This is a genomic window from Vibrio harveyi, assembly GCF_030060435.1.
Lineage (GTDB): Bacteria > Pseudomonadota > Gammaproteobacteria > Enterobacterales > Vibrionaceae > Vibrio > Vibrio harveyi.
Map to the genome: position 1 here is coordinate 1,560,279 of NZ_CP125875.1, position 14,269 is coordinate 1,574,547.

General features: G+C 42.8%; 15 protein-coding genes. 10 read left to right on the plus strand and 5 right to left on the minus strand.

Annotated features, from left to right (window positions below):
• Positions 1-139: 139 nt before the first annotated feature.
• The 8 genes from QMY49_RS07635 (at position 140) to QMY49_RS07670 (ending at position 8,515) form a co-directional block, all read left to right on the plus strand.
• Positions 140-643, plus strand: coding sequence for a hypothetical protein (locus QMY49_RS07635; RefSeq protein ID WP_223295806.1), 504 nt, complete (start codon positions 140-142; stop codon positions 641-643).
• 88 nt (positions 644-731) lie between these two features.
• Positions 732-1,226, plus strand: coding sequence for a hypothetical protein (locus QMY49_RS07640; protein ID WP_005451888.1), 495 nt, complete (start codon positions 732-734; stop codon positions 1,224-1,226).
• A 76-nt stretch (positions 1,227-1,302) separates the two neighbouring features.
• On the plus strand, positions 1,303-2,007 hold the full coding sequence (locus QMY49_RS07645; RefSeq protein ID WP_005451887.1) for a fimbrial biogenesis chaperone: 705 nt from the start codon (positions 1,303-1,305) through the stop codon (positions 2,005-2,007).
• Between the two features lies 1 nt (position 2,008).
• A complete protein-coding gene (locus QMY49_RS07650) occupies positions 2,009-2,695 on the plus strand; it encodes a fimbrial biogenesis chaperone (RefSeq protein ID WP_009696975.1) in 687 nt (228 codons plus the stop codon).
• Positions 2,679-5,162, plus strand: a complete 2,484-nt coding sequence (locus QMY49_RS07655) for a fimbria/pilus outer membrane usher protein (protein ID WP_283313852.1) — start codon at positions 2,679-2,681, stop codon at positions 5,160-5,162. Before QMY49_RS07650 ends, QMY49_RS07655 begins: the two co-directional genes overlap by 17 nt.
• Positions 5,152-6,024 (plus strand): hypothetical protein, encoded by an 873-nt coding sequence (locus tag QMY49_RS07660; protein WP_017819447.1) that lies wholly within the window; start codon positions 5,152-5,154, stop codon positions 6,022-6,024. Before QMY49_RS07655 ends, QMY49_RS07660 begins: the two co-directional genes overlap by 11 nt.
• Before the next feature lie 107 nt (positions 6,025-6,131).
• Positions 6,132-6,800, plus strand: coding sequence for a response regulator transcription factor (locus tag QMY49_RS07665; RefSeq protein ID WP_017188108.1), 669 nt, complete (start codon positions 6,132-6,134; stop codon positions 6,798-6,800).
• A gap of 236 nt (positions 6,801-7,036) precedes the next feature.
• A complete protein-coding gene (locus QMY49_RS07670; protein ID WP_283313856.1) occupies positions 7,037-8,515 on the plus strand; it encodes a carboxypeptidase M32 in 1,479 nt (492 codons plus the stop codon).
• A gap of 131 nt (positions 8,516-8,646) precedes the next feature.
• On the opposite strand, the gene QMY49_RS07675 is transcribed toward QMY49_RS07670, so the two are convergent.
• Positions 8,647-8,949, minus strand: coding sequence for a DUF3861 domain-containing protein (locus tag QMY49_RS07675; protein ID WP_005451880.1), 303 nt, complete (start codon positions 8,947-8,949; stop codon positions 8,647-8,649).
• Positions 8,950-9,152: 203 nt separating this feature from the next.
• Between QMY49_RS07675 and QMY49_RS07680 the strand changes: the two genes are divergently transcribed.
• Positions 9,153-9,590 (plus strand): MarR family winged helix-turn-helix transcriptional regulator, encoded by a 438-nt coding sequence (locus QMY49_RS07680; RefSeq protein WP_283313857.1) that lies wholly within the window; start codon positions 9,153-9,155, stop codon positions 9,588-9,590.
• Between the two features lie 91 nt (positions 9,591-9,681).
• On the opposite strand, the gene QMY49_RS07685 is transcribed toward QMY49_RS07680, so the two are convergent.
• The 4 genes from QMY49_RS07685 to QMY49_RS07700 form a co-directional block, all read right to left on the minus strand.
• Positions 9,682-10,254 (minus strand): hypothetical protein, encoded by a 573-nt coding sequence (locus tag QMY49_RS07685; RefSeq protein ID WP_283313858.1) that lies wholly within the window; start codon positions 10,252-10,254, stop codon positions 9,682-9,684.
• Positions 10,255-10,303: 49 nt separating this feature from the next.
• The gene (thpR, locus tag QMY49_RS07690) at positions 10,304-10,834 is read right to left on the minus strand and encodes an RNA 2',3'-cyclic phosphodiesterase (protein WP_005451877.1); all 531 of its coding nucleotides are present in this window, start codon (positions 10,832-10,834) and stop codon (positions 10,304-10,306) included.
• Between the two features lie 104 nt (positions 10,835-10,938).
• A complete protein-coding gene (locus QMY49_RS07695) occupies positions 10,939-11,886 on the minus strand; it encodes an LpxL/LpxP family Kdo(2)-lipid IV(A) lauroyl/palmitoleoyl acyltransferase (protein ID WP_283313862.1) in 948 nt (315 codons plus the stop codon).
• Between the two features lie 242 nt (positions 11,887-12,128).
• The gene (locus QMY49_RS07700; protein WP_017819450.1) at positions 12,129-13,067 is read right to left on the minus strand and encodes a LysR family transcriptional regulator; all 939 of its coding nucleotides are present in this window, start codon (positions 13,065-13,067) and stop codon (positions 12,129-12,131) included.
• A 466-nt stretch (positions 13,068-13,533) separates the two neighbouring features.
• On the opposite strand from QMY49_RS07700, the gene QMY49_RS07705 reads away from it, so the two are divergent.
• On the plus strand, positions 13,534-14,163 hold the full coding sequence (locus QMY49_RS07705) for a LysE family translocator (RefSeq protein ID WP_009698046.1): 630 nt from the start codon (positions 13,534-13,536) through the stop codon (positions 14,161-14,163).
• Positions 14,164-14,269: the final 106 nt, after the last annotated feature.

Here is a 14,269-nt window from a genome sequence, read left to right on the forward strand (position 1 = left end):
GGTCTTTCTTATATAAAGAGAGTTACTACTATTTCTACAACTTTTATAAAAACGATCAACCTCCTTTACTACTCTTCTATTTCCATCAGGAATTATAGTTTATTTCAACAACACAAAATAAACGAAAGTTGGTGTGCAAATGGGATATATGCTTCTTTTTCATTGCTGCCTGATGATCGCAATTTGGTTATTTATATTTGCGCCACTTTTTAGTAACGCAAATACCTTAACGATGAATCTTGTTGGCAAATTAGAAGACCGATGTGAGATAAATTTCACGTCAGGTCAGAAAATCGACTTGTCCGACAGCAATATAAAAACACTACCATTGGACATATATTGCAACCAACCACTCGGCGTAAGCGTATATTCAAAAAATGGCGGACTAAAATTGGATAAAAGAGATGATATTCCACCATTCGAGTATTTATTTGAAATCAACATTAACAAAGCAAATATTCATGAAGAAGTAAAAAGCATTGATTTGCTCTCTGAAAAACGCTTTGACAGTTCAGGTGTTATTCCTTTCTCGGCACTAGGAGAAATTAGAATAACACTAGAAGACCGCTTGCTATACGCAGGCTATTACGAAGACGTGATTGAAATTGATGTATTCCCCTCAATTAACAGCGTCATCAACTAGGAGTTCTGTATTCGATACAGAGAAAGGCTAGCTCGGTGGGATTTGGGCTAAACATGTATGTTATCTCTCAAGTTAAAGGAATCTTTTTATGAAAAAACTTACGATTTGTGCAGCGGCTGTTACAGCAATTTTCGGTTCGCAAGTTCACGCAGGTCCGGGTGATGTTCAATTAGTGGGTTATGTTTCTCCAGTATGTGAAGTATCAGGGCTTGCTACTCAATTGCTCGACTTTGGTGATGTAACACAAGAACAAACTGTTTCTATCGATCTGGATATGAAATGTAACGATGTCGATGGTGCAACCGTTTCTTTGACCAGTTCTGAAGGTGGTCTTGAATCGGATGATGACGAAGATTTCGCGCTAACTTATACCGCAACTTTTGCGCCTACAGGTCTTCCATCATTTGATCTAAATGCACCTGGTGGTCCGGGTTTAAACGATGTCTCTAGTGAGCTGTCATACCCAGGTTCTTCGGGTCTAGCATCTGGTGTTGATGCGACATTGACTGTACAAACAACAGAAGTGGCAACATGGGCGGGTGGCTACTCAGATACGCTAACCGTTAACGTGACTTCTAACTAAGTTCCCCTCCGGGAGGCTAAGCGTATAGCCTCCCTTTCTACACAGCCATACCAAGCTGACATTGATGGAGCTCAACATGACTCGATGGATTATCCTAGTCGCAACATTTTTATTTTGTTCTTACGCTAACGCATACAAGGTTGAACCTATGGTTGCTGAGATTGAACCTATAGGCAATCGAGCCCAAATGTCGATGCGTATCGACAATACATCCCGAGTACCCCTAACTGTTGAGCTCTATCCTTTTTCAATGACCATGGATGAGCAAGGTGTAGAAACAACAAAACCCGCAGACGATGAATTGCTCGTTATTCCAGTAACCGCAATCATAGAGCCAGGTCGCTCTCAATCGGTCATGATTCGTTATTTGGGTGATCCTTCAATCTCTGAATCAAAAGCATACCGTGTCTCCATTAAGCAGGTTGAAGTAGCCCGTGGCGAAGAACAAAGCGCTAAGATGGGGTTATTACTTCAATTCAATACATTAATTAATGTTAAGCCCAAAAATACATCGGCAAACTTAGATATAAAAAGTGTCAAACAAAAAGGAAGCAAATGGATTGTTGAAGTAGAGAATAATGGTAATAGTTATGGCAGGCTAACGAATACTAATTGGCATTTAACGGATGGCAGTAATTCTAAATACCTAAAAGGATTAGATATCAGTAAGTTAATCGCAGGCACACTTGTACTTCCTCATTCAACACGATTTTTTGAAATGAAACCATTGAAAGGGTTTGACGTGTCAGATTTGTCGATAGAAATAGAGCAGGATAAATAACATGTTCTATCAATCTATAACATGTCTAATCTTGTTATTATTTAGTGGTTTTTGTAATGCAATCATTATTTCACCGACTGTATTTGAATTGAACACAGATAGAAATACAACATCACAGATCATAGTGACAAATAATTCAACAGAAAAAATGCCGCTAGAAGTAAGTATTCATCAGCTAGTATTTAAGAAAAATGGTCAATATGAAACCAAAGCTTTAAATAGCGACGCACTTTTGGTTTTTCCACCAGCAGCAATGTTAGCACCGAACTCAAAGCAAGTATTTCGTATTCAATGGCTTGATCCTTCTGTACAAAAAACATCCTCTAGCTACTTTATACGCTTTACGCAAGCTCATTTAACGGGTGCTAATGGACAAAGTAGAGCTTTGCCTGTGCAGCAGAGCGGAGTCAAAATTAAAGTGCATTATAACGCACTGCTTCATGTGTACTCCAACAACCAACAACCTGACGTCACCTTGGAAGTGTCTGATGCCGGACAATTGGTTATTCGTAATACTGGCGAACGCTTTACCTACTCTCGACTACTGTATTTTGAGCCGTTAACAGCGACAGAAAATTACTCGCTCCAACAACAAGTCGGTGACCAATTTTTGCCACCATTTTCTACCTTCACCCTGCGTTCACGGAAAGCAATCCCAGTAGGAAAATATCATGGAAGAGAGCAATGAGCGTCGGAGCAGTGCTGTTTGGCTCCTATTCATTTTATTAACGATTTTATGTATCGCTCAAATCAACATCAGTTGGGCACGCGAGGTTGTGCTTAATCCAACAGGTCGAGATATCGAGCTATCCTCTCTTTTAAAAATCAGTGACAGCGTCTTGGGTCAGGCACAAGTCACCATTACCGCTGATGACGAGATTCGCTTACCGAAAGACAGTACCATCGCCCTACTTTCGTCATCTGTCGCCGAGTCAGCCTTAGAGAAATTACGAGACGCCCATTCAGAGACCTTATCTCAAGAAGACTTTCGACGTGCCGGGCTTGGGCTTACCTTTGATTTATCCACCCTAGAATGCATCATTTCAGTTCCTAACGAATTGAGCGTCACGCGACAAATATCGTTAGCTGAAGACAATGAACATTTTAATTATTCTGAACCCAGCTTTTTCAGTGGTTATGTTAATGTCACCGCATCGGCGAATGAAACTCAGACCATAGCAGAGCAAAATGACCGACAAAGTATTTACAGTACAAGATTTGAATCGGGCTTAAACGCAGGTTCTGCAAACCTTGAATACGAAGCCACCTTTGAAAATGGCTCGTCTCAAGACTCAGATTATTACCGCCAAGGCACGCGCTTAAACTATGATTTTCCTTCACAAGGAACGCGCCTTGTATTGGGTGATATGTTTAACTCTGGCAAGAGCTTTCAAGATGGTACCGACATCCTCGGAATCGGCATCACACGTGACTTTACTTTAATTCCTACTCGAAACGTGCGCCCTAAAGCCAATCAGTCTTTTACATTGCAACGCACCTCGAATGTCGACGTTGTTATCGATGGCATTGTCGTTCAGAGGCTGACACTGGGCGCAGGCAGCTATAACTTGAGTGATATCCCTCTCGCACAAGGTACTAACGATGTCGAATTGGTGATCACCGACTCTTCTGGGCAAACCGAAAGAATTCAATTTTCTGTCGCAACGGGGTATGACCTTCTTAACAGCGGAGAGTTTGAGTACAGTTTAATGGCGGGCGTGCCGTCAGAGGTCAATAACAACGAGCTCGATTATCAAACCGATCAAAAATTGATACATGGTTATCTTGATGTTGGTGTATTGCCATGGCTTACGCTAGGCGTAAACGGTCAAAAACGTGAAGACCTGTACCAATATGGTGGGACGGCTTTAATTGCAAGCTCACTAGGTGTCACCGAATTGTCCGCCTCTCAAAGCCATCATCCCACTCTCGATTCTGGGCAAGCATTCCGCGTCGCTTTCGATGCAGAATTTGATGATGACAACCCTTGGCAACCACAATTAAGTGTTTTCTATGAATACCAATCGGAAAACTTCGCGGGCGTAGAAAGCTACGACACCATCGACTCTCCTCTCAACCAAACCACTCACTATGCCTCGGCGTTTGGTGCGTTTTATATTAATGACGATTTGCGTGCAGCCATGACGGTCAATTACCGCTCTGGCACTGAAGATGCTGCGAATTATTGGTCAGTTAGCCCTAGCCTGTCCGGTGCGTTCTTCTCGACACCTGCGACATGGAGCGCAAGGGTCAACTATCAGAACAACGACATCGGTTCAGATGAATGGAATACGTCTCTCACGTTAAGCTGGCCATTAAGCGATTCCACACGATTAGTCAGCCGCTACAACAGTGAGGTCGATCAAGCAGCACTAGACCTCACTTATCAAAATAATGTAGGTAATACTGGGGGCATGTCAGGCTATGCTTCTGTTGTTACCAGCCGAGACAGCGACGCTGACATTGACCTTGGCGTTAACTATTCTGCCAACCGCTTTCAAGTTATCGCTGACCACGCTACGCGTATGGAGAGTTTGAACGAAGATATAAGAAACCACAGTACGCGTGTAGAAGTCAGTAGTGCGATTGCCTTTGCTGGTTCCTCAATCACAGTTGGACGCCCAGTCCGTGAAGCGTTTGCAGTGGTGTCTAAGCACCCAAGCTTGGAAGAAAACAATGTTGATATCGATCCAACTCTAGACGGTGAAAACGCCCGCGTATATAGCCATAGCGCATCCAATGTATTGATACCGGACTTGGTTGCCTACAACCCTCAATTGATCAGTTATGACGTAGAAAACCTACCGCCCGGTTACGATTTAGGTGACGGGGCATTTTGGCTGAATCCTGGCTACAAACGCGGTTACCAACTCAAGATTGGCTCAGATTCTGTGTTAACCGTAATGGGAACATTACTCGATCGACGTACTGGCAGCCCTATCCCACTCATTGCTGGCGTGGCGACTTATTTGGGTAGCGAAACCCAACAGCCCATCGAATTCTTTACTAATCGAAATGGCTTGTTTGCAATCTCCGGCTTACGCCCCGGTCAATACCAACTCACACTCGACACAAAAGAAAAACAGACTGTGGTGATCACTTTAGATGAACGCAGCAATGTTTTAATCAGATTAGGAGAGCTTTATGTGGATTAAACCTTTTATCACTCTAATATTGCTTGCTCCCCCAGCATTAGCGGGTTCTCTTTGCTCAATGAGTAACTTAAGTGTCGAACCTGCTTCTACGCAGGCACGCTATGATGTGTTTGCCTCTGGTGCATACACACTCATTTCGACATATCGACTGCGCGCGAATATTGAAGGCGAACAATGCCAAATTCCGGTCAAGTTAGAGATTGATGATGGTGACTCTTTTTTAAAAGGAGAAGCCAATGCCCAGCTAATTTTCGAATGGCAAGGCGGGAACGGTTACCAAAAAGGTAATCAATGGCATGTCGTCTTAACAGAGAATAACGCTGATATCACCTTTCAAATACGTTATCCGGCTCAACAATGGCTCGCCTCAGGTATTTATCAAGGCAAGCTCGAAGCGACAGTATTAACCGAACAACTGCTCAATAACGAATATGTTTTACCAGCTGTGACAAATATCGCAGTCACTGTTTTGCCGATGGCCAAAATACAGTTTTATGGTTTGACTCAACAGCATTACGAATTGGATATGGGGATACTCCAATCCAATAAAGTAGTTACATCCGCGCCCAAACTTTGGATTCAAAGTAACGCCGGATATAACTTGGTTTTTGAATCAACAAACCGAGGTGCGCTCCGACACGAATCTGCGGACACCCAATGGGATATTAGCTACGATATGTATCTAGATTCTAAGCAAATTAACCTAGATCAGGCGAGTGCTAGAGTCAGCGAAAATACGCCATCTAAGGGACACGCTAACAACATGAAATTTATCATCGGCGATACGCTAAATAAACCGGGAGGTACCTACAACGATGTGCTCCAGATCTCAATTGAACCTAAGCTTTCGCAACAACCTTAGGCAGTCGCAAAGTTGAAACAGAGAAAAGTGGCGAGCACTATACCCCTAGACTAAGGTGATTACATTATCAATATTATTAGTACAAAACTATTATATAGGGGCTAGTTATGAATATGGGGACGCGTAGGAATGAATTAGAATCTAACATCCTTCTTATTGGTGAAAACTGTATTCAAAACCAGTTTATTCGCCGAGAGTTGGAAAAGAACCCCCAAAACAAACTTACCCGTAAAAGCATCCATTGCTTAGACGACGAAATTAACTTGTCCAGCTACAACGTTGTTCTGATTTCTAACTATTTATTGGAAGAAAGACCACTGTCTGACTACATCTCACTCAAAACAAAAAACACCGACTTAGTGGTTTATGACGTACCGAAAACGGGCTCAGATCTTCGGCTTTTTTCTTGTCTCAATCTCAAAGGCGTACTTTATGAAGATTCGCCAATAGAGCATTTAACTCGCTGTATCGATGCCGTCTTAAGTGGCGAATTGTGGTTACCTCGAAAACTGATGGCAAAAATGCTGATTCATTTCAGACCTTATGCCATCAGCTCTCAAGAAATCAGCAACACATTAACGAAAAGAGAAAAACAAATCCTCGACCGTATTGTTCAGGGACAATCAAATTTAGAAATTGCTGACGCCCTGTTTGTTGCGGAAAGCACGGTAAAAACCCATGTTTACAAGCTTTACAAAAAACTCAACGTTAGCTGTCGTAAGGAAGCCATTCAAAAATTCAGCCGCCCTCTTAGGCAAGAAACTCAAGAACATTAGCCATCGCTGACTCTAGCTTTGTTTCTCAACGCTCCTTTTGGTTAGGTGTACAAGTGTCTGAATTTGTGCACAATAGACCTGCATTGTTTGTTAATAAATAGTAAATTAGCAACGCTTCTCTATCGGCATTCTCTTGATGCGGCACTTTTTCTGCATCGGTGCTGAGGGATTCGAACAGTACGTTCAAGGACCCCGCTTGGGGCGTTTAAGGAAAGAACATAACAAAGAGTAGTCACATGGGCGCATTTCAAAAACTCGTCGAACATTCAAAAAAAGTCTCTAATTTTGGTCACTTAGCCTCCATCGTAGGGTGGGACCAAGCTGCCGTTATGCCATCAGGCGGTGCGGAAGCCCGTTCTAATGCAATGGCAGAACTTAATGTCCACATTCACTCTCTTATGACTCAACCTCATTTAGGTGATCTATTTGCACAAGCAGAAGAAGAGTCATTATCAACGCAAGATCAAGCCGTACTGCGTGAAATGAAACGCGATTGGCAGCAAGCGAATCTACTGCCTGAATCTTTAGTACAAGCGCAATCTCTCGCAGGTTCTAAGTGTGAACATGCGTGGCGTAGCCAACGTGGGAATGATGACTGGACTGGTTTCGAAAAAAACTGGGCAGAAGTCGTTAAACTGTCTCAAGAAGAAGCTCAAATTCGTGCAGAAGCTGCTGGCACATCACCTTACGATGCCATGCTGGAGCTGTACGAACCAGGCACAACATCCGCGTCTCTAGACGTGTTGTTTACGGACGTAAAAACATGGTTACCATCAATGATTGATGAAGCCATCGAGAAGCAAAAAGCCAACAACATCCTGCTTCCGAACGGTCATTACCCGGCTGAAAAACAAAAAGCATTGGGGCTGGAAGTCATGAAGCTGCTTCAATTTGACTTCGAACATGGTCGTCTTGATGAAAGTGTTCACCCGTTCTGTGGTGGCGTTCCTACTGACGTTCGTATTACCACTCGCTACGACGAAAAAGAGTTCGTGCAATCATTGATGGGTATCGTACATGAAACAGGTCACGCGCGTTACGAGCAAGGTCTGCCAAAATCATTAGCAGGCACTACGGCTGGTGAAGCTCGTTCAATGGGCATCCACGAATCTCAATCTCTGTTCTTCGAGATGCAAGTGGGTCGCAGCCAAGCCTTTGTTGAGCACCTTGCTCGTCTGGCTTCTAACCATTTCGAAGGTCCTGAGTTTGCTCAAGACAACTTGTCGAAAATCTACACTCACGTGGAGAAAGGTTTCATCCGTGTCGATGCTGATGAACTGACTTATCCTGCTCACGTTATCTTGCGTTACGAAATTGAACGCGATCTCATGAATGGCGTTATTAAGCACACTGACGTTCCAGAACTGTGGAATGAGAAGATGAAGGCTTACTTAGGTCTGTCAACAGAAGGTAACTTCAAGAATGGCTGTATGCAAGACATCCACTGGACAGACGGCGCCTTTGGTTACTTCCCTTCCTACACGCTCGGTGCAATGTATGCAGCTCAATTCATGGCTGCAATGAAGCAAACGGTTGATGTAGATGGAGCGATTCGCTCTGGAGATCTATCCCCAATCTTCACTTGGCTATCTGATAACATCTGGAGTAAAGGTAGCTTGTTGTCTACTGACGACTTGGTAAGCCAAGCTACAGGCGATGTATTAAACGCGAAACACTTTAAAGCACACTTAGAAAGCCGTTATCTTGGTAAGTAAGATTTGCTTTTGAAAAACCAAAAAGGCTGGTGAAATACCAGCCTTTTTATTAGTTTTAAATTTATCCCCAAATAACCTCGAGATGCTTGGTTCAACGAGAATGACTTGGGTATAAAACACAGTTAAATCGATCATTGAGCCTGTTGACGCTTCACTGTGCTTTTCAAGTTTTGCATGAAATTTCTAAAGTGCGGCATAAAGTCAATAAACAACGGATGTTTACGATCTTTCATCATCACGGGTCCCAGCAGGCGAAGCGCTACACCAACACGAGTCGCATCAGTTGGCTCTAATCCACTGCCCTGATTAAGCTTCTCAACAATGTTTAGCATGTCTTCACGATCTTGAACTTCAAAACTCAAGCTTCTTGCTTCACACCCTTCTTCAACATTTACTTCTTCAATGGTGATGCGGTAGCAGTTGTCTTTTCTCATCTCATTTCTCCAATCAAAATTCATCAGCTTGTTAAAAAGCGTTCAATCTTTGGTTTGATGGTCACGGATGTTATGGTCATCAACACCATTGCTAAGGATTCTGTTATTCAATTCTAGTTCTTGAAGTTGCTTTCAATTAAGTTGATAATGTCAACTATAGTTATTTAGTTGATAATGTCAACCACTTTCACTTGGAGTGTTACATGTCGAATCCAAAATCGCTGGATAATCTATTCCAACTCGTACACGCTTTGAAGCGTCAACTGCACGAGCAAATAGAGCAACTAGAACTCCCTATCGCACCTATGCATGTGCGCGTTATAAAAATCATCAGCAAGCAGTCACCTTGCACAGCAATGGATGTAGTGAAATTCTTAAATAGAGATAAAGCGCAGGTTACACGCTTAATTAAGACATTGATTGAAGAAGGCTTTATTGAGAAAACACCAAACCCAGACGATAAGCGCAGCCAATGTTTATTAACCACCGAGAAAGGCAATGATGTGTTAGCGAAGATCAAAACGGTCGACGCCAAGATCTTTCAAAAGATGACGCTAGATGTGTCGGACGACGACCTTGCCGCATTTCAGATTACTGCAGGTAAGTTAGCTGATAATTTAGCGAAAAAAGACAGCAAGTAAACTCACGTAGCCTCCAAACTTTTATGAGTATTAGCGGTTATTTTCCATGATCGTGATTGAATAAGAGAGCAACGCGTGCTGCTCTCTCCAATTAAGCTCTTATCCGGCTACGAATTTCTAATGTTTCTTGGTAAACATCTTCAAGGTGATACGGCTCAATTGCTTCATTAGAAATAAGCCACTCACCCAAGATCGAATCATCTTCCGTTTTTACTGCAATACAAGTGCCATCAACAAACATAATGTTGAGCCCATAGTCGTAGATAACAACTTCTGAAGAAGGGACAAACGCTTTATCAGCCAAATTTTCTTTTACTGCTTTACGGCTGCGTAATCGAATGACGTCGATACACTCGATCACTTTAGATTCTTCATAAAACCTCGCGCCTTCAAGCTGTGTCAGCTTTACCTCTTGTGGATTCAGCTCATCGACAAACCTTGCTACTGGCAAATGAAAGTCATGACCTTGGGGGCTTGTGTACCATTCGTTTGTCAGCTCAACAAAACCAGTAGGTATCTGAAAAAACAATGGAGATAAGCTTGTCACCGGATCTGATTCAAGGCACGTATTATCAAAACTTGTCATTAACTTGCATTCTAATCCTACAATGCGCTTTAGTGCGTGTATCGAAGCATCATCCATTTGATAGTCGAGTATTTCCATTACTTACCTCCTTACTCCATTGCTGACAGTTTTAATAACATAAACATCATCAAGAAGATGAACAAGCGACTTCTTCGATAACTTGATAGCTCAATTGCCCCTCTATCGTTTTACTTTCCATCAATGCGATGGAGTAAATTGGTATTGTTAGCGGTGAAATAAGAACCTCATCCAAAGGGGCTTGTTTTTCGACATGTCGAGCTAATGTAATGTGGGGGACGTACGTGCGTGACTCTGTCACAAACCCATGGTGCTCTAGAGTTTCTATTAATGCATTTTGTCGTTCTGCTATGGCGGGATTGTTCTTGATGCCTAGCCAAGCTAACTGTCTACCACTTTGATGGAACGTGCCGAGATGATCGACGACAATCTGATCGCAAGAAGGCGTAACTGTGTGGAGAATCTTTGTTAGTTGCTGAGCTTCCTCGTTGGTCGATTCACCAATAAACGCCAAAGTAATATGGAAGTTGTCTTTTCGGGTATAACGCCCTTCTATTCCCTTTTGCTTCAGCTTATCTTGAATCAGTTTGAGCTTTGACTTACTTGCATCGTCAAACGTCATAGCAAAAAACAATCTCATCATAAACGTCCTTAAAGCCAGAATATCCATATTGTGGCAAACAAGCCTATGGAAATGAATCAACAGACAAAAGAAAGCCCAGAACAAACGTCTGGGCTTGGTGTTCACATTGCGGGTGCAAGTTGAGGTTTATACAAACAGCATTCACCATCAGGGCGTGTCTTAAAACGACGGTGCAACCACATATATTGACTCGGACATGCCATGATCGATTGTTCTACGATCTTGTTTACAAACACTGCCGCTTGGTCTGGGGCATTTTTCGGAAAACCTTCAACAGGAGCACGAAGGGTCAATGTATAGTGACCATCGCTACCACGAACCATGGTAAATGGTACTATTGCGCAGTCTGTTGAATCGACGAGCAAGCTTGTTCCTGTCGTAGTGCATGCACGCTTTACTGCAAACAAAGGTGCAAACGTCGAGCGACGCGTACCATAGTCATGATCCGGTGCGTACCAAACGCGATGACCAGTATTGAGTGCTTCAAGCATGCCCTTAACATTTTTACGATCGATCAATGTACGATTCGAACGAGAGCGTCCCTTGTATTGAAAGTAGTCAAAACAGGGGTTGTTGTTTGGTCGGTAAACACCAGAACCAGATTTTTTGATGCCAAACGCACGAGCACCTAATTCTAGGTTCATTGAGTGAACCGCTAACATTAATACGCCCTTCCCTTGTTTCTCAAGCGCTTCGATGTTCTCCATACCTTCAATTGTCACGTGTTTGTTCACTCGTTTATCCGACCAGAACCATGCCATCGCGGTTTCGAATAAGGCAATACCTGCGTTGTCGATGTTATCTTTTAAAATCGCATCACGCTCTTGTTCACTCATCGCTGGAAAACATAGTTCTAAATTACGTTTGATCGTGACTTGTCGCTTTTTCATTAATCGCATAGCAAGACGACCAATTCCGCTTCCTAGCGCGAGTTGAACACGAAATGGGAGGAGACTAAAAAGGTACATGATGCCGATAATGATCAATGTGCCCCAGTAGCGAGGAGCCAGAAATTCTGCCTTGAATTTTGGTGCAGTATGCTTATTCATGAATGTGTCATCAGACGAGTTCGCCTATAAAGTTCTAAAAACAATGATAGAGATTAAAATCATTGGCTGTGCTTATTACAAAAACTAAAGCGCGCGGATTCTAGGGCTCTTTAACACAACACACAATAAGAACTTTCCGATATTGCGGTCAGACCTATCAACTTGAACATAAAGGTCGTGATTTTCGTCGAATGGACACAAAAAAGCCGCCTTTCGTGGTTACAAAAGGCGACGAGTTAAGACTAGAGTTTTAAAACTTCGCTATCTAATACATTCTCTTTTACTAATTCAGACAGAATAGCTTTTGTTTTCTCTCTAAACAGATCTCTAAGTAGCCTTACCGTTGGCGTTATAGACTGTCGGCTTGGGCAAATTAACCATAGCTCCGTCGGCGTCGGTTTATATTCACTCATGACATTCATTACCTTGCCATCCAGTAAGTCCTGCGACATGTCTAGACAAGATTTAATGGCTAATCCTTTGCCTGAAACACACCAACGTCGAACTAAGTCTCCGTCATTCGAAGCTCGGTTTCCTTTAAGCTTCACTTTGTATTCAGCACTGCCATCAGAGAAACCCCAGACATCTTGCAACGTATCGTGCAACTGATAAAGCAACCCATTGTGCTCAGCTAAATCTTGCGGATGCTTCGGTGTTCCTGCGAGATTGAGATACTCGGGTGTAGCGCACAATAATCGAGGTACGTTACAGATTTTAAAACCATACATACTGGAATCGGTGGGCGCACCATAACGCAACGCCATATCAACCGAATCACGGTAAAAATCTATGTTGCTGTCACTGATGTTGCTTCGCAATGTGACTTTTGGGTAGCTATCCATGAATTCATCCAACCATGGCGTAACCAAATTGCGCCCTAAATCAGAAGAGAGCGCAATGCGCACCTCTCCATCAATGATATCGAGATCCTCACGCATGTTCTGCTTTGCATGTTCTAACATCTCTAGCGCTTTTTCACATTGAGGAAGGTAACGTTCGCCGGCGCTGGACAAACGTAAATGGCGTGTAGTACGAACGAATAGCTCCGCACCTAAAGAAGCTTCAACCCTTTTCACTGCTGCACTGGCCGTTGCTGTTCTCATATCGAGGGCTGTAGCAGCCCCAGTGATACTCCGAAACTCAGCGACTTTGAGCACGACTTGCAGATCTTCAAGCAACATATTATCTAATCCTATTTGATAATTTTCTGTCGATTATAATGCTTTAGAAAAGATAAGCATGTTCGAAAACTCACTTTTACTTAAGTCAGTTAACCTACTTGATCTACATTGCCCCTTCTGCCAAATAGAATTCTAATATACCCAAGTAACCTCGATGTGCTAGGTTCAGCGAGAATGACTTGGTTTGTAGACGCGGCGGCGATTTAAAGGTTTAGTGGGTCTAAATCAAGAATCGGCAACAAAGTATACAAGCCAAGGCAGCTCGCCCTTTGGGAGCGTGTCATTGACCCGATTGCTGCGTCAAACAACTTGGAAAGAGCTGGCTATTACACTGCGTTGTTTTCCTTACTCTCGAATCAATGACAACGCTCTGAATCCTGCATCTTGAAGTTACTTGGGTATAGTCGTTTGTTTTTAAACACAAGCAGGTGTATAAACAGCGTGTAACCTTTCTATTGGAATAACCATGAACCTCGATACCTTGTTGGCTTTCGGCGGAATTGTTTTCTTTCTAGCGATAATTCCAGGTCCCAATGCCTTGTTGATACTGTTTACTGCACTGACGCAGAGCCGCCGCTTTGCCATTGCTAACATCCTTGGTGTGGCACTTGGCTTTATGATTCATGCGTTTGTATCCGCAAAAGGGTTGAGCTTGCTGCTTTCTCAATCGGCATTGGCGTTCAACATTCTTAAATGGATGGGCGTTGCGTATTTGGTTTGGTTGGGGATCAACAACCTAAAAAGCGGTCTTAAACTGGCTGACCAGAAGTTAAAGCTCGATCGTAAAGTTGAAGAACAAACTCTTAAACAAGCCTTTGTGAAAGGATTACTCACTAACCTTCTTAACCCGAAGATCGTGCTATTTTATCTGTCGATTTTCCCACAGTTTGTACAACCAGAACACATTCTTGAGCAGAGTATGATTCTAGGAGCACTGCAAGCAGGTATCGTGGCAAGTTGGTATTTATTCGTAATTTTCTTCGCAACGAAATTGAAAGTGCTGCTTACTTCTTCGAAAACCAGCAAGTGGTTGAACTACGTTAGCGGTGCATTATTTATCTCTTTCGGCGTAGGGTTAGCAAATACTCGGTTTTAGACACAACGAGTTTTTCTAAACGAACAAAAACACGCTCTTTGGCGTGTTTTCTATTTTATACCGTTTTAACTTACACCTAAGCCCCTCGAAGTGCTTATTTAAAGAG